Below are 18,660 nucleotides of genomic sequence, written 5' to 3'. Positions count from 1 at the left end.
AAGAGGATTCGTTCAAAGAACATTGAACGAGTCCTCTTTTCTTTTTATGGTTAGCCAAGCAGGAGAATGGCTAGTTATCCAGAAAAAATAACTTAGATCGTTTATACGATAATTAGAAAAGAGGCGAAATCTATGGAAATAAATCCACTCATTAATGATGTATTTCAGGCAGCAGAATCAGGCCATGTAGAACGGCTGAAAGAAATCCTGGAAGCTCATCCGTACCTTGCGAATATGGAGAATAACGAGGGTCTTACACCGCTTGGTTATGCCGCGCATTTTGGTAAAGTGGAAGCTGTTCAGGTTTTGTTAGACTATGGTGCTGACATTGATGCAATGTCACATTCCCAAATCAGCTATATTCCATCCAACACAGCATTACATGCGGCAATTGCTGGTGAGCGAAATATGGAGGTGATCCGGGTTCTTTTGCAACATCAGGCCAAGACCAATATATTTGATAGTGATGGTTATACTTCCTTACATTCTGCTGCTTTTCATACGGATAATGTAGAACTAATAGAGTTGTTAATCGAACATGGCGCCGACATTTCTGCTAAAATTAAAAGTGGTGAATCTGCATGGTCGGTTGCGATTAAGCAGAGTAATCATAATGTTGCAGAATTTCTCCGCGGAAAAGGAGTAGTCTTGAATGAAAATCACAGTGGATGATAAGAATGATTCAACGGTAGCTATAATCTCTGGAGAAGAGATCATTATCAATAATGTAAGGGATGCCTTAGACTTAATGATGAATGTGAAATACCAAGGATGCGATAAAATGCTTCTGAGGAAGGAACAGATTACGGATGATTTTTTCGAGCTAAAGTCTGGAATTGCTGGTGAGATTGCTCAAAAATATACAAACTATCAGATGAGAGTTGCTATCGTAGGAGAATTTACAAGCTATAACAGCAAAAGTCTGAATGATTTTTTTTACGAATGCAATCAAGGCGATAAGATGTTGTTCAAAAGTACTGAAGCTGAGGCTTTAGCAGCCCTTCATTTATGCAAATCGTGGAGATGATCTTGAGAGGAGATATATCATGGATGAAAGTAAAATCACATATGAATCGATCGATGCCTATATTTCCGGGTTTTCGCTTGAGGTTCAGGAAATCCTTAATACGTTAAGAAAGGTGATAAAAGAGGCGGCACCGGAAGCAGAGGAAAAAATAAGCTATCAGATGCCTACTTTTGCATTACACGGAAATTTGGTGCATTTCGCTGCTTATCCCAAGCATATTGGATTCTACCCCACACCAAGTGGAATTAATGCTTTTAAAGATGAATTATCAGGCTATAAAGGTGCTAAAGGTTCCGTTCAATTCCCCATTGATAAGCCTATGCCTTATGAATTAATTAGCAAGATTGTAACCTTCAGAGTCTCTGAGAATCTAAAAAAAGTTGAAGCAAAATAAGGCGTCTACTGGTATGAAATAGAGTTGTACGTCTGGCTAGGGCTGGAAGTGTGTATCCATTGTTGATCTTCTTCTTGAAGCTAGTGAACATTTGGATCCTCTTACGAGGCACTTCTTGCCTTTCTATCCTCATTGCGGACGTCGTACGAATGCCAGTATAATATCCTGGGCATAGTCCCCAAACCCACTTCCGAACAGATTTAATCCTCTTTTATTGAGTGCATCCTCCCGAATTTCAAAACGTACACGAATAGGTTCATTAAACGCCAGCTTTAAAGAGCTGATTGTAGTGGAAGATGAGAGAGAACCATTACAACTGCTGCCCGATTTAGAGACACTCCATGTAGTAAGAGCTCCATATTCAGTTCCACTTCTCCAACGTTCAGGGGTCAGCTTCCCTTTGCGGTTACCGAAATCGGAGGGGCAAGTCCAAGTCCCGACTAACTGGTCATTGATGGATAAGCTGATATCACTGGCCCAATCCTCTCGGAACGAAGGGGCTTCTGAGCATACTTCTGCCGAAATGCGGATTTCATCCAACTCGACGCCTGGAGGCAGGGGGTTGGCAAAATAGTATTCGACATAACCCGCTTCCGCGAACCATAAGAGTGAGGCATCGACTCGTTCAGGCATGTAGAATGCTCTTGGATCATCCTGGGAGCCAATGACGCCACCATCTTTTCCAGCCATCCCACAGGACGGTTGTATGGAGCAGCGGGAGAACATGCCGATGGGCATATGTATTTCCTCGGTTTGATGCAGGCCATCCCCTAGTTTCGAAGGGAGATCGAGATGAATAGAGCGACAGGTAACCGCACAGATTTTTTCGCGATTTGCTCCTTGCGTAGACGAGATAAGATTAACCTGTTCTAATGTCTGCACATTGATAGATATGGTTGGCTGAGCTACACCTAACGTCTCAGCTAATTGACTGACACTCATAGGCTTTTCGCCAAGGGCTTCAAGAATGCGGACGCGGACGTCACCAGACAGTGCTTTAGCTACATCTAAAATGCGTGACGCGGGATAACGTATCGTTTCTTGTGAAATATCATTCATCATATTTGTTCCTTTTCGTTTAGGATGGGTTGAGGTTATTGTACAATGAAGAGTGAGTATTGTAAAATCATAATAAACATTGCGAAAATAATATACTGGTGCTAAAATGGGCTCAACTTCTTATTTTGAAAGGCTGTGCTCGCCAAATGACAACTTCTATATTAGCTTCTGAGACACTTGAGATTCCTCGATCTGAACACCCTCATCCACATTGGCAACGTCAGGAATGGATGAATTTGAATGGGCAATGGTCATTTAACTTTGATCCGAACAACGAAGGTATGAAGGCGTTATGGTACTCCAATCCTGAAATCGCTTACGATTCAATGATCACTGTACCTTTTTCTTGGGTAAGTCCCTTATCCGGAATTGGCTGCGATCAACAAGGAATCGGCTGGTATCGACGCACCGTGAATGGGCAGGCTATCGACCAACAAACACGATTGTTTTTACGTTTTGGGGCAGTAGATTATTCATGTGATGTGTGGATAAATGGAGAACATGTAGGTTCACATCAAGGTGGATATGGTTCATTTGAATTTGATGTTACACCTTACTGGGCAGCTAACAGTGAGAATAATATTGTCGTAAGAGCTGAGGATTCCGATCATGCTTATCAAGCGCGGGGCAAACAAGGATATGGAGAAATCCGTGGAATTTGGCAGCCAGTATGGCTTGAAGCACGCCCCGAAACTTATATGAAAGATGCAAAGTTTGTGACCAGTATAGATGGACAGGTGATTATAACTACAAGAATAAATTCGCATGAAACGGGTTCGGCAGATTTTACGCTGCAATTCGCTGATCATTCCGTTGTTCATACAGAGAAGCTGCAGCTTATAGCAGGGGAGAACGAATGTAAGCTGTCTATCGATATTCCCAATCCGCATTTGTGGAGTCCAGAAACTCCTTATTTATACGAAGGTGAACTGCAGCTTAGTGGATCGTTTGGTACAGATACAGTCAGCACTTATTTCGGAATTCGCGAAATTCAGACTGCCCGCTTTGACGATCGTGATTATCGGTGGATCACCTTAAATGGCAAGCCGATATATTTGAACGGCACTCTTGATCAGTCCTATCACAAGACAGGTTATTTCACCTATCCAACGGATGAAGACATGCGGGATGAAATTTATCTAATGAAACGTTTGGGACTAAACATGGTGCGAATTCATATCAAGCCCGAAGAACCCCGTAAGCTGTATTGGGCGGATAAGCTTGGCATTCTTGTTATGGAAGATATGCCTTGTTTCTGGGGTAATCCAGATGACAAAGCCAGAGCCTCCTATGAGAGTGAAGCCCTTGAGGTGATTGAACGAGATTATAATCATCCATCTATTTTTTCGTGGGTTATGTTCAATGAGACCTGGGGTTTGAAGACAGATGCTCAGAAGGCTGGCCTCACAAGTGATGTACAGCAGCAGAGTAGTTATCTTAAAGAGACACAGGAATGGGTGCGGGAGAAATATCGCTGGGCGAAGCAGCTTGATCCGACTAGAATTGTTGAGGATAACTCGCCTTGTAATTATGATCATGTGGAATCGGATATTAATACATGGCACTTTTACATTAATGGTTACGAGCAGCTGCAAGCCCACATGAATGAGGTTGTAGATAAAACATTCCCAGGGTCGGAGTTTAACTGTATTGGCGGCAACGTACAGTCTGATGCACCTCTAATGAACAGCGAATGCGGCAACGTGTGGGGGATCGAAGGTGGTGCAGGGGACAGTGATTTGGCATGGCATTACCGCTATATGATGAATGAATTCCGGCGGCATGATAAGCTATGTGGATTCGTATTTACAGAATTCCGTGATGTTACGAATGAGTTCAATGGTTATTACCGGCTAGACGGGAGCGATAAGGATTTTGGATATGGGGATTTTGTTCCCGGGATGACGATTGCGGATCTGCATTCCCCAGATTTTATCGTGATAGATGCTCCTCCATGCCAGACAGTAGAAGCAGGGCAGAGTGTTAAAGTACCTTTGCTAGGTTCCAGCTTCGCGGACAGCTATCACGGTCATAATTTGAAGCTGAAATGGGAACTGTGGTACGACAATTTGGGGATTCGGGTCACTGCGCAAAGTGGACATATGTCTGTGAAATGGGATAACTTTGGAAACACTATACTTCCTTCTTTGAACATTACAATGCCTGGTCAGGAGGCGGCTGCAATACTTGCTGTTTCTCTGATTAATGAGAAGGGTGAAGTGATCACGCGGAATTTCATTACTTTCGATGTAAGAGGCGGTAATAACACTGTATTGTTTAAAGGTGAAGGAGAATTTATAAAAATTCCAGTGGGAGCTTATACCGAACATAACTTTAAGCATCAATGGGATGCTATCCAAGGATCTAAGATTAATGGTGCTGGGCAAGGTCATTATGTATATGAGGTTACACTGCCAGATGCAGCAGATAAATCGATGATTGGTGAGATTGAGATCATGTTCGAAGCAAGTGCTAAACGATTGCTGGCGCGGCATGTTGAAGGTACGAAGCTTAATGATATGGGCCTTGATCTTATGCATGGGGCAGATGCGAGGGTGGAATATAATCCGAATACGTATTATATGACGGATGAAGAGCGTCATCCTTCCCGAGTGAACGTTCTGGTGGATGGGCAGCGGATTGGTTCTTTCTATTTACCGGATGATCCGGCTGATAGCAGAGGGATTTTGTCTTGGCATTATCAGCCAATAGCGAATAAGCTGGATGAGGCTGGATCTTACGGCTACCTATGCAAGGCAAGTGTACCGGGGCAGTTAGCAGCGAAGCTGGATCGCAATCGTGTTTTTCGTTTGGAGCTGCAAGCAGAGGACGGCGGGCTAGCTTTGTATGGCCGTAATGCAGGTCGTTATCCACTGGACTTGTTGATTCGTTATCGCTAAATAACCTCGATGTGCAAAAAAAAGCAATCCCAGCTAAGAAGCAGGGATTGCTTTTTTATCGGTACTGCAAGGTATTATTAAAGTTCTTTATCATTAATGCTGTTTAACCAGCTTTCAATCTCCCCAATGACCGAGCTAATGCAGCCATCTTCAAAAGGTGAAGTCAGGCCCGCAAGTTCAACTAGCTTGATAAAGGATTTGCTTCCTCCGGCTTGACATAACTCCAAATAATCACTCCAAGCGGATTTGAAATCTTCATTTGAGCGTTTCCAGAACTGGAAGGCACATAGCTGTGCTAGTGTATAGTCAATGTAATAGAACGGGGAAGCGAAGATATGGCCTTGCTTATGCCAAAATCCACCCTGTTCCAGATAAGCATTACCTTCATAATTGCGGTGCGGCAAATATTTTTTCTCGATTTCTCGCCATGCTTGCTTACGTTCAGCAGGGGTTGCTTCAGGATTGCTGTAAACAAAATGCTGGAATTCATCTACAGTAACTCCGTAAGGAATAAACTGAAGGCTATCTGCCAAATGATTGAAACGGTATTTGTCTGCATCCTCTTCAAAGAACAATTCCATCCATGGCCAAGCAAAAAACTCCATGCTCATGGAATGGATCTCACAGGCTTCATAAGTAGGAAAAGCATATTCGGGTACATTAATATTTCGGCTTTCATACACCTGGAAGGCATGCCCCACTTCATGGGTCAAGACATCAATATCCCCTGAGGTTCCATTGAAATTCGAGAAAATAAAAGGTGCCTGGTATTGGCTGAAGTAAGTACAATAGCCGCCGCCTTGCTTTCCTTTTTTACTTACTAAATCCACTAGATTGTTATCCAACATAAAAGTAAAAAATTCATCAGTTTCCGGAGAGAGCTCTTTGTACATCTTTGATCCGTTAGCTACAATCCAGTCAGGATCTCCTTTAGGAGTGGCGTTGCCAGTCTTGAAGCTGAAGTTCTCGTCATAAAATTTCAAGGCATCCAGGCCTAGACGTTCAGTCTGCCGTTTCTTAAGCTGTTGGGAGACGGGTACGATATGCTCCAGAACTTGTTTGCGGAAGTTGGCTACCATGTCGGCGTTATAATCGGTCCGCATCATCCGGTCATAACCTAGCTCCACAAAGTTGCTGTAACCAAGCTTTTTAGCAATGCGGTCACGGACTTTAACTAGCTCGTCATAGATTCGATCAAATTCACTTTCATGTTCAGACATAAAATCATATCTGGCTTGTGAAGCACGTTTACGCATATCACGGTCCGTGGACAATTCAAAAGGAGTAAGCTGAGTCAGTGTGCGTTCTTCGCCTTCGAATGGAATCTTAGCGGACGCGATAAGCTGAGCGTATTCTGTAGAGAGTTTGTTCTCCAATTGTAAATCTTCGATGATTTCTGGACTAAAAGTACGCAGAGCTACTTCTGCAAGCTGAAGCAGCTGTGTGCCCCATTCTTGTTCGAATTCGGCTCTGTATTTGGAATTGACGAGTGCTTTGTAATAGTCCGTTATGTATTCCTGAACGATAGGCCCAATTTCGTCCATGAATTCCTGTTCAGCCTTGTAGAATTCATCTGTTGTATTGATCGAATGGCGAACGCTAACCAATGTCTGCAGCGTGTCAAACTCATTGCGAAGCTTGTTAATAGCGGTAACGGAAGCCTTTTGCACTTCTAATGGCTCGGTGTCATTGAGATCTTTAAGCAGGTTGTTAAAATCCTGTTTGAACTTCTCTACATCCGGGCGCTCATAGCGATAATCATTAAATTTCATTAACTATTCAACTTCCTTTCTATACCAGATAGTCTCTATTATATATTCTGAACAGCAATTTACGATAGACCTGTGTTAGCTGTTTTTGAATAAAAAAAGAACAAATGGACAAAAGTGTAAAAACTTGTTAGATGAAATACGGTTTGATATTATCTAAGAATATAGTAAAAATGCAATTTATGAGCGCATCCGTACAATGTAATGAAACGAAAATAGGAGGCTCGATATAGATGAAACCCCGGATTACAGTAATAACACTAGGTGTGGACGATCTGGAGAAGGCTTTTATTTTTTACAAGGATGGATTAGGATTCCCGACCAAAGGGATCATTGGGAACGAATTTGAACATGGAGCAGTTGCCTTTCAACAGCTTATCGATTACTTAGCCTTTATTTAACCCGCATTCGCTGAATACGGGTTATCTCTGTTTATATATGAATATTTGTATTTTTCCACTTTACACCATACATCCTTCCTCCCTCTTTTTTTGCAGCAGCAGCACAAATGTCGACAAACTTAATATATCATGATATATTATTATGTATAAGATGAAAAAATTAGAGTCAGGAGATAACGAAAGTCATGAGTGAGACAACATCATCCAAACCGATGTATGAAAAAATATTTGATGAAGTGAAGCAACTTATCCTTAATAAATCTTATGGACAAGGCGAACGGGTTCCCTCTGAGAAAGAACTGGCTGAAGCCTATAATGTTAGTCGGATTACGAGTAAAAAAGCTCTGGAAATGCTCGCCGCGGAACAATTAATTGTGAGAAAACCTGGAAGAGGTTCATTTGTGGCTGATCCAGCAGTCGATTACATGGAATCAGCGATATCTCCGGGGACGGTCTCCGACGGAACTGTTTTCAATTCCTTTAACCATGAGGAAAAGACGATCGGTCTGGTTATTACCGACTTTGGCAACAGCTATGGCACAGGCTTGATTTATGGCATGGAGCAGGCTTCACGTGATAATGATTGTTTTCTGGTTTTAAGAAGAACCTTTGGGGTCCCGGAGAACGAAGAGAAGTCTATTCAGAAGTTGCTCAGCTTAGGTGTAGATGGTCTGATCATTTTTCCGGCTCAAGGCGAATTTTTTAATGCTGAGATTCTAAAATTGGTGATAGGGCGCTTCCCGCTAGTTCTGGTAGATCGCCATTTAAAAGGAGTGGCAGCAGCATCGATCAGTACTGATAATATGCAGGCTGCACTCAAAGGTACGGAGTATTTATTTGATCTCGGGCATACTCACATCTCCTTTCTCTCTCCACCTCCAGCGGATACCACAGCTCTTGAAGAGCGGGTAGAAGGATTTATTCAAGCGCATGCGGAGCGGGGGGTAGCTGTAGACAAGGGATTGTGGGTCAGCGATTTGACCTCAACACTACCGGATTCCTTCAACGATGAGAATATTGAACATGACATTTCACGGCTTATTTCTCATTTGCAAAAGAATCCAACAATAACAGCGCTTTTTGCTGTGGAATATAATATTGCGCTGCTGGCTAGAACTGCGGTCCAACGACTTGGGCTACGGATTCCAGAAGATATTTCGATCATTTGCTTTGATAGTCCGCCAACTCCACTCGGTTCGGGTTATGCATTTACCCATTTACGGCAAAATGAAGAAGAGATGGGGCGACTCGCAGTAGAAAATGTATTGCGAATTATGAACGGGCAAAGTGTGTCCAATAAGATAATGCTGGAAGCTGAGTTGATTTCTGGTGAATCAACAAGCTCTGCTAAACAATCCATCTCTAAATAGAAATTTGGGTTATTATCCAAATTAAACATATATTAGTTGTTATGAAAACCTATCTTTATGGATGGGTTTTTTTATTTATTTTAGAAATATATTTATCTTTATAGATGTATTGATATATTATTATAATAAATAAACATATTGACATACCAATTACATGACAATATACTAATCAATGAAAGCGCTTCAAAGCTCAAAAGAAAAAGGGGGTATTATAACTGAAAGCAACTAGAGAAATACCCGAGTCGATGCAAAAACTGGCATCTAGCGTAAAAGCACAGCTGAGTGATCGTCCGAAATTAGCCGACATGTTCGAGAAATGTATGGCTAACACCTGGAACACAACCTTAAAACGAATGCCAAACGGAAGCACTTTTGTTATTACCGGGGATATTCCAGCGATGTGGCTACGGGATTCCGCCGCACAGGTCAGACCTTTCCTAATCCTTGCCTCCGAAGATGAAGAAATTGCAGACATGATTGAGGGACTTGTACGTAGACAATTTACTTACATCCTGCTTGATCCTTATGCTAACGCATTCAATGAAGAAGAAAGTGGGCATGGTCACCAAGAGGATCTGACAGAGATGAGCCCGGGAGTCTGGGAAAGAAAATATGAAATTGATTCGTTATGTTATCCAATCCAACTGAGTTATCTGCTCTGGAAGAATTCGGGTCGCACAAGTCAGTTTAATGAGTCATTTGTAACGGGCATAGAAAGAATCATAACATTATGGACTACCGAACAGAACCATGAGCGCGATTCAAAATATCTTTTTCAACGGATGAACTGTCCGCCCACGGATACGTTAGCTCGAGAAGGCAAAGGGACGTTGACGGCTTATACCGGAATGACTTGGTCTGGATTTCGTCCTAGTGACGATGCCTGTGAATATGGGTATTTGGTTCCAGCCAATATGTTCGCGGTGGTTGTTTTACGATATGTGTGTGAAATTGCCCGTGAGATTTTAGGTGATCAGGAGCTGGAAAAGAAAGCTAGGAAACTATCTGACCAGCTCAATAAGGGAATAAGTGAGTATGGAATTGTAGAACATCCAGAGTTTGGGACGGTCTATGCCTATGAAGTAGATGGTCTGGGACAGGTGAATATTATGGATGATGCAAATGTACCGAGTCTTCTCTCCATCCCTTATTTGGGTTATGTGACTGCTGATGATCCTATCTATAAAAATACCCGTGAACTTATTTTAAGTAGCACTAATCCCTATTTTTTCGCTGGAAAAGCGGCTGCTGGCATTGGAAGTCCGCATACGCCAAATCGGTATATCTGGCCCATAGCTTTAGCGATACAGGGAATGACATCTGTCAGCATAGAGGAACAGGAGGTCTTACTTCATCTGCTGGAGAAGACGGATGCTGGAACTGGATTTATGCATGAAGGGTTTCATGTGGATAATCCTGATGAATTTACACGTCCATGGTTCTCTTGGGCAAACATGATGTTCTGTGAGCTTGTACTCATGCGCTGTGGTAGGCAAATTAAGCGCGGTTGAGACCAACAAGGTTTTTATAATCGACTCTAAAGGGGATAGAGAACATGAAAAAATGGCTGGTTACCTCCATTGTTTTGGTAATGACTACTACACTTGCTGCGGGCTGCGGTGGTAATAACGGATCTGCGGACAAAGAGACCGGAAACACAAGCAAAGCTGGGAGCAGTACCGGGAAAAAGACAGAGCTTACCTTCTGGGGAGATTGGGGCGGTGAGGGGCAGAAGCAATTCGAGACCATGGTGGATGCTTTTAATAAATCGCAGGATAAAATTCACGTAAAATATGTGCTGCAACAGGATATGATTACGAAATTCCTAACTTCTGCGACCAATGGCGGCACTCCTGATGTACTGTTTTGGGACCGTTGGAGAACTTCACTGTATGCTCCGAAAAATGTACTGCATCCGGTAGATGAATACTTAACGCGTGACGGCATTTCCGAAGATGATTTTTACAGCGAATCGCTACGGGAGCTTTCATACGATGACAAATTATATGGGCTGCCGCTTACGGTAGATGCACGTGCTCTTTTCTATAATAAGAAGCTGCTCGCAGAGGCTGGACTTCAGCCTCCAACAACTTGGGATGAACTAGAGGCAGCGGCTACGAAGCTAACCAAATGGAATGGAAATAAATTGGAGACCGCAGGTTTTTCTATGGGGGATTTGGGACTTTTTAATATGTATCTCCAACAGGCTGGCGGCACCATGCTTACAGAAGATGGAAAGACCAATTTTAATAATGAGCAGGGCAAGCAAGTGCTTGAGTTCTGGGATCGATTGATGAACAAGGATAAGGTATATAAAGTAGGGTTCGAACTTGGACTTGGTGAAGGGCAAGATGCTTTTGTCACAGGTAAAGTGGCTATGCTGTATTCCGGTCCGTGGATGCTCAGCACCTATAACAAATATGGTAAAGATCTGGATTATGGAATCGTTCCTCCTCCGGCCGGACCAAATGGTGATAAAGGCAGTGTCATGGGTGGATTTGGTCTAGTGATTCCAGAAGGCTCCAAACATAAAGAAGAGGCATGGGAGTTCATCAAATGGTGGACAGCGAACAAGGATAACGCGTTGCTCTGGGCTAAGACGAGTCTAAATCTGCCGGGTTATAAGCCATCGATGGAAGATCCATTTTTCAAGGATGATCCAAAGTGGCAGCCGTTTCTGGAAACGCTGGAGTTCGCTAAGGTTCGTCCGAACCACCCTGGTTATTCCGTGATGGAGACTGATGCTTTGGCCCCTAATTTGCAGCTTAACCAGCAAAACAAGATGAGCATTGATGAGACCTTAAAGAAATCACAAGAAGAGGGCGACAAAATGCTGAAGGATAATGAAGTAGTGAAGTAATAAGTAAGACATTTGAAGTGAAGGGAGGTTTCGCCTCCCTTTTGCTTAGGAGGGGGTAGCTGAAATGGCTTCCATCAGAAAGCTAGAGAAACATCAGGCGCGGACGGCTTATCTGTTTATTACACCCACGGTATTGCTGTTTACAGTTTTCACGGTCATCCCCGTGGTAATGGCGCTATATTTAAGCTTTACCAACTACGATGTACTTAGTAGAAACGATTGGATCGGTTTTGATAACTATCGCCGTTTGATAGAGGACAGTTTGTTATGGAAAACATTCCGAAATGTATTTCTGTATTCCATCATTTTCGTTCCATTTAATATTCTGATTTCGCTTCTCCTCGGGATTCTACTTAGTCGATCCTGGCGTGGGGTAAAGTTGTTCCGCACACTGAATTATCTGCCTACCCTTACATCCGCTGTTGCTGCAGCTACGGTATGGATCTGGCTTTTGCATCCTGAATTTGGTTTGGTTAACGGATTGTTGTCTTATGTTGGGATTACAGGTCCGGCTTGGTTATCCGAGACACGAACGGCGATGTTGTCCATTATTATGCTTACCCTCTGGCAGTCGGTAGGTTCTAATATGATTATCTACTTGGCAGGTCTGCAAGGCGTGCCTGACTATTTGTACGAATCTGCACGGCTGGACGGTGCTAATAAGCTGGCTTGTTTCCGGTTTATTACTTGGCCGCAGCTGCGACCAACGACCTTTCTTGTCAGTACGATGTCAATCATTGGTGCGTTGCAGTTGTTCGACCAAGCTTTTGTGCTGACGCAGGGTGGTCCGGCGAATATGACAAAGACCCCGGTTTATCTGATCTATCAGCAGGGCTTTAATCAATTGCAAATGGGGTATGCGTCTGCACAAGCATTTGTGCTTGCTGTGGCGATTCTCATATTCTCACTTATAAACATGCGGATCACAAAGGCGGAGGAGTCCATTGTATAAGCCGGGCTTGCCATGCAGAAGGGGGATAGAGGTATGGATACTAGCGGAAGTTCGTTATTAAAAAGAAGCTTAAGTAAAACTATCTATTATATAGTGTGCATTGTTATTGCCATCGTAATGTTTCTACCTTTTTATTGGAGTGTTCTTACATCCTTGAAGCCTGACGAAGAGATATTCGCCATGCCCATCCGGTGGTTTCCTTCACATTTGACCTTAGAACACTATCGTAAGGCATTTACTACGGTTCCGTTTGCGCTCTATTTCTGGAATTCGCTTGTACTTGCAGTAGCGGGTGTACTGGCGAATCTGTTCTTTGGTTCCATCAGTGGATACGCGTTTGCAAAGTTGAATTTTAAGCTCAATAAGCCAATATTCCGCGTGCTGCTTGCGGCGATGATGATACCAGGCATTGTGACGATGATCCCCACGGTTTATGTTATGCGCCATATTCCTCTTTTTGGAGGCAATGATATTTTTGGTAGCGGGGGTAACGGGCTGATGAACTCATTCTGGGGGATTATTCTTCCGGGTGCTTCAGGAACCTTTGCTGTGTTCTTTATGCGGCAATTCTTTCTCACCTTGCCTAGTGACATGATGGAAATGGCCCGGATCGAAGGCTGTGGAGAGTTTAAAATATTTTGGCGGATTTATTTGCCGTTGACTAAACCAGCGTTGGCTACTTTAAGTATCTTTACCTTCCAAGCGGGCTGGAACAGTTTCTTATGGCCAATGATTGTGCTGAATGATCCCAACAAAGCAACGATTCAAATGGGACTTCAAGCTTTTTCTTATAATTTTCAAACAGACTACGGTCCAATGATGGCTGGTGCGCTAGTAGCGATCTTGCCGATATTGGTGTTGTTTTTAGCGCTTCAGCGTTATTTTGTACAGGGAATAGCCTTTAGTGGTATTAAGGGTTAATGCAACAAAAATCGAACCAGGGAGAGAGTCTATATGAACCAATTGGAGATAGGGATTTGGGAGGTACGGGCGAATCAAGCACAAGCTGCGCTGGATTCATTCTTCTGGAATGAAGCGATCAAAATGTACAATATAGAAACACCTTGTCCAAATGGAGAATGCAACACGATTTTTCATTATTGGTGGATGGCTCATGCTGTGGATGTATTGGTAGATGGACTACAGCGGACTAGAGAGAACTGGTATGCCGAAAGGCTTTCCGCACTTCATGAAGGTCTGCTTCAGCGAAATGGTGGAGTATGGCCAAACGAGTTGTATGATGATATGGAATGGATGGCTCTCGCGTGGCTTCGTGCATATCAAGCAACAGGAGTGGAAGGTTATAAAGATACAGCCCTTCTTTTATGGAATGACATTCAGACAGGCTGGAACGAGCATATGGGCGGTGGGATTGCTTGGCAGAAGTCACAGTTGGATTATAAAAATACACCAGCCAACGCACCGGCAGCTATACTTGCGGCACGCTTATATCAAGCTTTTGGTGAAGCTAGCAATCTTGAATGGGCGTTAAAAATATACAGATGGCAAAAAGAGCATCTGGTAGATCCGGCAACGGGTTTTGTATGGGATGGCATGAATCGCACTGGCAATGGCCAGATCGATAAGGATTGGAAATACTCCTACAATCAAGGCGTCTTCATTGGCGCAGCAGTTGAACTGTACCGTATTACTAAAGAGCAAGAATATTTAGAAGATGCTCACCTAACCTTTGCCGCCGCAGCACATGAACTTGCTGACTCTCAGGGAGGTGTGCTGCCAGATGAAGGGAATGGTGATGCGGGACTGTTTAAAGGGATCCTGATTCGCTATACAGCTGAATGGGTTAAAGCTGATTCTGCAGCAGTTGATGCTGTTGATTTCCTGCGTGCGAATGCAGAATGTCTCTGGGAACAAGGAAAGTCAGAGGACACAGTGTTGTTTGGCACAGATTGGACTTCGTCCACTGCTGGTGTAATTCAGCTCAGCTCCCAGCTTAGTGCGATCAAGCTGCTGGAGAAGATGGCTGAATTAACTAAGGAACAGGTTTGAGGTGAGTTCTTAATGACACAAGCAAAGGAAGCCATAGAAGGGGTCAGTTGGCAGGAAAAGTCCGAGTGGTTCCAACAATGTCTACTACGTAATTATTATAATGCTGAGACTGGGATCATGAACCAATGGTATCCCAGAGAGTACAACGTTGCGGGGGAAAACTTTTATTATTGGTGGCAGGCTCATGTCATTGATATTTTAGTAGATGGTTATGAGCGTAGTGGAGATCCTGTGTATTCCTTGAGAATTAAGGAGCTAAGTCAAAGTCTGCAAGCTTATAACGGGGGGACTTTCAGGCATAATTACTATGATGATATAGAATGGACAGCATTGGCGTTGCTGCGTGCTTATCGGGTTACAGGATATGAAGCCTATTTAAGTGCTGTGCTTGATCTATGGGAGGATATTAAGACGGCTTGGAATGAACAGTTGGGTGGAGGTCTGGCGTGGAAGAAGGATCAGCTCGATTATAAAAACACTCCTGCCAATGCACCTGCCGTTATCCTTGCAGCCCGGTTATATGAACTTTTTCATAAGCAAGAGGATCTGGAGTGGGCATTCCGTATCTATGAATGGAACAAGACATATTTAGTGGATTCTGCGACTGGTTTTGTGTGGGATGGGATGAATAGACGCGGGGATGGCCAGATCGATTACGATTGGGAGTTTACGTACTGTCAGGGAGTGTTTCTAGGCGCTGGCCTAGAGCTTTACAAGAATACGGGTAATGTTCATTACTTAGAAGATGCGAATCGAACGGCTAATACTTGTATTGATCGGTTATGTGATCCGGTTAATCTGATACTGCCTGATGAAGGCATTGATGATACGGGTTTGTTCAAGGGTATTCTGATTCGTTATTTGGTTCAGCTCTGTAAAGAATCTCCTGAAAATATCCGTATTCGCGAGGTCGTATTGGCCAATGCAATGCAGTTATGGGAAAAAGGTCTGGATAAACAACTGGGTCTGTGCAGTTCATCGTGGGAAGTGAAACCGGAGCTTCCGGTTCAGCTGAGCATTCAACTCAGCGGCTTGATGCTGCTGGAGGGTGCGGCGGCACTGGCGAACGAGTAGCATATAAAATATAAAGACACCTCAAGAGAGGTGTCTTTTTGTTGTTTGAATAACTATCTACAATTAGAAGATTCGATGCTTCCAGCCATTTAATTTAGCGATAGCCTCAATATAATAGTAGTCTCCATAGATCAGGGATACATCAATGAAGGAATCGCCACTGCCAGTTCCGTGCAATAAAATCGCTTCATGCTCCGGCTGCTCCCAGGTTGCGTAATTTTCAGTCAGTGAGCGCAGAATTCGCTCCGCTGCATTTGCATATAGACTTTTTTCGCCTAATGGTACGATATCTGCAAGCTCTGATAATCCTGAAGCGGCTATAGAGGCTGCAGAGCTATCTCGAAACATCCGTGTGTCATCCTCTAGGCGGAAATCCCAAAAAGGGACTTGATCCTCGGGTAAAGCAGAGATGAAATAATGTGCGATCCGTTTAGCAGTGTTCAGGAAACGTTCATCTCCAGTGTGGCGATAAGTATTGATGAAGCCGTACAGTCCCCAAGCCGTTCCACGGCTCCAAGAGGATTCAGCCGAGTAGCCTTGACCGCCAAAATTCTCAATATAAGCACCTGTCTCTGCATCAAAAGAAATAATATGTTTGGTGGATCCATCCTCACGTATGCCATATTGCATCGTCGTCTCGGCGTGGTTAATTGCAATATGCTTATAGCGGGGATCACCTGTCACTTTGCTGGCCCAGAACAGCAGGGAGATATTTAACATACAGTCGATAATTACCCAGCCGTATTTATCTTCATTCCATGCGCGGATGAATTTGCCTACAGGATTATAGCGGGCAGCGAGGAAATTCGCCGCTTCAATTCCTCTGCGCAGGGCATCTTCGTCACCTGTAATTGTATGTTTGATTACAGCTGTCGGTAGGAATTGGAATCCCACATCGTGATGCATCTCAACCGTTGGTTTAATAAACCATTCCTCCAAGGTACCGTCCCAATGCCAAGCGGCCTCCTTGTAAAGGTCTTTTCCGGTCATATCATGCATGATCCAGAGGAGTCCAGGCCAGAACCCTGTAGTCCACCAGTCTGAACCGATATCATCAAATTTGCCATCTTTTCCGGCGAAATGCGGGCACTTATCACCGATTTGCTCTATCATACGTTCTACTTTTGTATCGAGTCTACCCATGATCTCTTGCCAATAAGGGTTTGTCATTGTTACTGCCTCCAGTGTATTTAGGATGTTATGAGTATAGCTTTCTAAAGCTCAGGAAAGTTGTGTTTTGATATAAGGAAATGTTTGATTATTGTCATGTTGTAACAGGCTTTTAATCTATACCTGACAAAATACAAACATTTCTGCATAACACATTAAAACTTTATCGGTGTTAGAAGCGATACAATCTAAATGAACAGGAGGATGGTAAAGTGGATGATTTACAAGTATATAAAGCACCTAAAGATTTCCCGGGACGTGAGGATTATAAGGTCAGAGTACGGCAGCCTGAAGGAGAATGGCATAGCTTGTTTATTTACGAGGTTAAGGTAGATATGCATGAGGTACGTCCTGCATCCATGGCTTATTTTGATCTGGAAGGTACAGTAGAAGTTGAAGTCACCTGTCTTTATACGGAGATTGATTGTGTGAACATTGCTCCGGCTTCGCGAGAGGTCACTTACGAACATCATGGAAATACCATTTTGTTTAAGCTAACGGGTCCGCAAAAGTTATCGATTGAGATCAACGGTGATATTTTTCGGAATCTGCATTTATTTGCTAACCCTAAGGAGAAGGATGCCCCTCAACCAGAGGATGCTAATGTCCTAGTAGTCCAACCGGGTATACACCGGAAACCTGATCTTTTACGTCTGCTGGAAAATGCCGCTGCTGATCCTCGTGAAAAGAGGAAGGTGCTTTATTTCGCCCCGGGCACACATTATATAGAAGAAACAGTATTGCCGGTCCCTTCGGAAACCACGGTGTATCTTGCCGGAGGTTCTGTGCTTGTAGGTTCCTTGGTATGCGAGGGAGTTCATGATGTATCCATTCGTGGTCGCGGTGTAATTTATCTTGCGGATTTTCATCGATTCTCGGCCTTTCGAGGGATACGAATTGTTTTTTCACGATCTATAAATGTGGAAGGTATTACCGTGATTGATCCGCCACATTATAGCATTTTCATCGGGCAGTCTGAGCAGATTGTGATTGATAATTTCAAATCGTTTAGCACTCGCGGTTGGTCTGATGGCATTGATATCATGTCTAGTTCTGAGATTAGAATCCGGGATGTTTTTATGCGTAATTCTGATGATTGTATTGCTATCTATGGCTCAAGATGGGATTTTTATGGGGATACCCGCAATATTAGCGTTCATGATTCTATTCTGTGGGCGGATGTTGCTCATCCATTGATGATTGGCACTCATGGTGACCATGAACGGAATGGTGACGTAATTGAGTCTATTGTTTTTGCGAATATTGATATCTTGAATCATCACGAACCGCAAGAGAATTATTGGGGGGCACTGGCGATTAATGCCGGGGATCGAAATAAGGTGTGTAATGTTCTATATGAAAATATACGTGTGGAACGTATTGAGCAGGGGCAGCTAATTGATGTGCGAGTGGTCTATAATAAGGACTACAATCCAGAGCCGGGGACAAGCATCCGGGACATTACATTTCGAGACATCAGCTATAGCGGGAGGGCGAACCCTTCACGAATTTATGGATATGACGAAGAGAGAGCTGTTGAAAATGTGACCTTTGTCAATTTAAGGATCAATGGTGAACTGATGGACGCCCCCCGCCCAGAGCTGATAGATATTAATCATTTTGCTAAAAATATACTCTTCGTTACTGAAAAAAATACGGTTGTGTAGATTAGAT

The 18,660-nt window shown here is 43.4% G+C and carries 15 protein-coding genes and 1 pseudogene; 13 read left to right on the top strand and 3 right to left on the bottom strand.

Translation table 11 applies throughout. The features are described 5' to 3' along the window. The first annotated feature begins 132 nt into the window (after positions 1-132). From PODO_RS17005 to PODO_RS16995, 3 genes are read left to right on the top strand one after another with little or no spacing between them, the layout of a single operon-like run. The gene (locus tag PODO_RS17005) at positions 133-672 is read left to right on the top strand and encodes an ankyrin repeat domain-containing protein (RefSeq protein WP_038571694.1); all 540 of its coding nucleotides are present in this window, start codon (positions 133-135) and stop codon (positions 670-672) included. Continuing rightward, positions 653-1,027, top strand: a complete 375-nt coding sequence (locus PODO_RS17000) for a DUF4180 domain-containing protein (RefSeq protein ID WP_038571690.1) — start codon at positions 653-655, stop codon at positions 1,025-1,027. Before PODO_RS17005 ends, PODO_RS17000 begins: the two co-directional genes overlap by 20 nt. Positions 1,028-1,046: 19 nt before the next feature. After that, complete coding sequence (locus PODO_RS16995) at positions 1,047-1,421, top strand: iron chaperone (RefSeq protein ID WP_036688098.1); 375 nt, start codon at positions 1,047-1,049, stop codon at positions 1,419-1,421. Positions 1,422-1,550: 129 nt separating this feature from the next. On the opposite strand, the gene PODO_RS16990 is transcribed toward PODO_RS16995, so the two are convergent. After that, positions 1,551-2,483: an ArsR/SmtB family transcription factor gene (locus tag PODO_RS16990; RefSeq protein ID WP_235219558.1), complete on the bottom strand. Its 933-nt coding sequence runs from the start codon at positions 2,481-2,483 to the stop codon at positions 1,551-1,553. Between the two features lie 143 nt (positions 2,484-2,626). Here PODO_RS16990 and PODO_RS16985 point away from each other — a divergent pair, with 143 nt between their 5' ends. Continuing rightward, positions 2,627-5,380: a glycoside hydrolase family 2 protein gene (locus tag PODO_RS16985; protein WP_038571688.1), complete on the top strand. Its 2,754-nt coding sequence runs from the start codon at positions 2,627-2,629 to the stop codon at positions 5,378-5,380. Between the two features lie 77 nt (positions 5,381-5,457). Here PODO_RS16985 and PODO_RS16980 read toward each other — a convergent pair whose 3' ends face one another. After that, positions 5,458-7,152 carry a M3 family oligoendopeptidase gene (locus tag PODO_RS16980; protein ID WP_036688094.1) on the bottom strand — a complete coding sequence of 565 codons (1,695 nt, stop codon included), beginning with the start codon at positions 7,150-7,152 and terminating at the stop codon, positions 5,458-5,460. A 230-nt stretch (positions 7,153-7,382) separates the two neighbouring features. On the opposite strand from PODO_RS16980, the pseudogene PODO_RS16975 reads away from it, so the two are divergent. The 8 genes and pseudogenes from PODO_RS16975 to PODO_RS31965 form a co-directional block, all read left to right on the top strand. Continuing rightward, a pseudogene (locus PODO_RS16975) lies at positions 7,383-7,526 on the top strand (VOC family protein); the annotation flags it as partial. 209 nt (positions 7,527-7,735) lie between these two features. Then, positions 7,736-8,920: a GntR family transcriptional regulator gene (locus PODO_RS16970; RefSeq protein WP_038571686.1), complete on the top strand. Its 1,185-nt coding sequence runs from the start codon at positions 7,736-7,738 to the stop codon at positions 8,918-8,920. 245 nt (positions 8,921-9,165) lie between these two features. Then, on the top strand, positions 9,166-10,431 hold the full coding sequence (locus PODO_RS16965; protein ID WP_038571683.1) for a glycoside hydrolase family 125 protein: 1,266 nt from the start codon (positions 9,166-9,168) through the stop codon (positions 10,429-10,431). Positions 10,432-10,475: 44 nt separating this feature from the next. Beyond that, the gene (locus tag PODO_RS16960) at positions 10,476-11,780 is read left to right on the top strand and encodes an ABC transporter substrate-binding protein (RefSeq protein ID WP_036688089.1); all 1,305 of its coding nucleotides are present in this window, start codon (positions 10,476-10,478) and stop codon (positions 11,778-11,780) included. A gap of 64 nt (positions 11,781-11,844) precedes the next feature. Beyond that, a complete protein-coding gene (locus tag PODO_RS16955; RefSeq protein ID WP_036688088.1) occupies positions 11,845-12,732 on the top strand; it encodes a carbohydrate ABC transporter permease in 888 nt (295 codons plus the stop codon). Positions 12,733-12,765: 33 nt separating this feature from the next. Further along, positions 12,766-13,653, top strand: coding sequence for a carbohydrate ABC transporter permease (locus PODO_RS16950; protein WP_038571680.1), 888 nt, complete (start codon positions 12,766-12,768; stop codon positions 13,651-13,653). Positions 13,654-13,686: 33 nt separating this feature from the next. Next, positions 13,687-14,742, top strand: a complete 1,056-nt coding sequence (locus tag PODO_RS31970) for a glycoside hydrolase family 76 protein (protein ID WP_038571676.1) — start codon at positions 13,687-13,689, stop codon at positions 14,740-14,742. Between the two features lie 12 nt (positions 14,743-14,754). After that, on the top strand, positions 14,755-15,816 hold the full coding sequence (locus tag PODO_RS31965; protein WP_038571673.1) for a glycoside hydrolase family 76 protein: 1,062 nt from the start codon (positions 14,755-14,757) through the stop codon (positions 15,814-15,816). Positions 15,817-15,879: 63 nt separating this feature from the next. On the opposite strand, the gene PODO_RS16935 is transcribed toward PODO_RS31965, so the two are convergent. Beyond that, on the bottom strand, positions 15,880-16,986 hold the full coding sequence (locus PODO_RS16935; RefSeq protein ID WP_052097098.1) for a glycoside hydrolase family 88 protein: 1,107 nt from the start codon (positions 16,984-16,986) through the stop codon (positions 15,880-15,882). A gap of 212 nt (positions 16,987-17,198) precedes the next feature. On the opposite strand from PODO_RS16935, the gene PODO_RS16930 reads away from it, so the two are divergent. Next, positions 17,199-18,653 carry a glycosyl hydrolase family 28 protein gene (locus PODO_RS16930; protein WP_038571670.1) on the top strand — a complete coding sequence of 485 codons (1,455 nt, stop codon included), beginning with the start codon at positions 17,199-17,201 and terminating at the stop codon, positions 18,651-18,653. The last annotated feature ends 7 nt before the right edge of the window (positions 18,654-18,660 follow it).

The sequence above is a fragment of the Paenibacillus odorifer genome (genome assembly GCF_000758725.1).
Lineage (GTDB): Bacteria > Bacillota > Bacilli > Paenibacillales > Paenibacillaceae > Paenibacillus_AQ > Paenibacillus_AQ odorifer.
The sequence above is the reverse complement of the archived record's forward strand: the minus strand, read 5'-3'. Positions and strand labels throughout refer to the sequence as shown.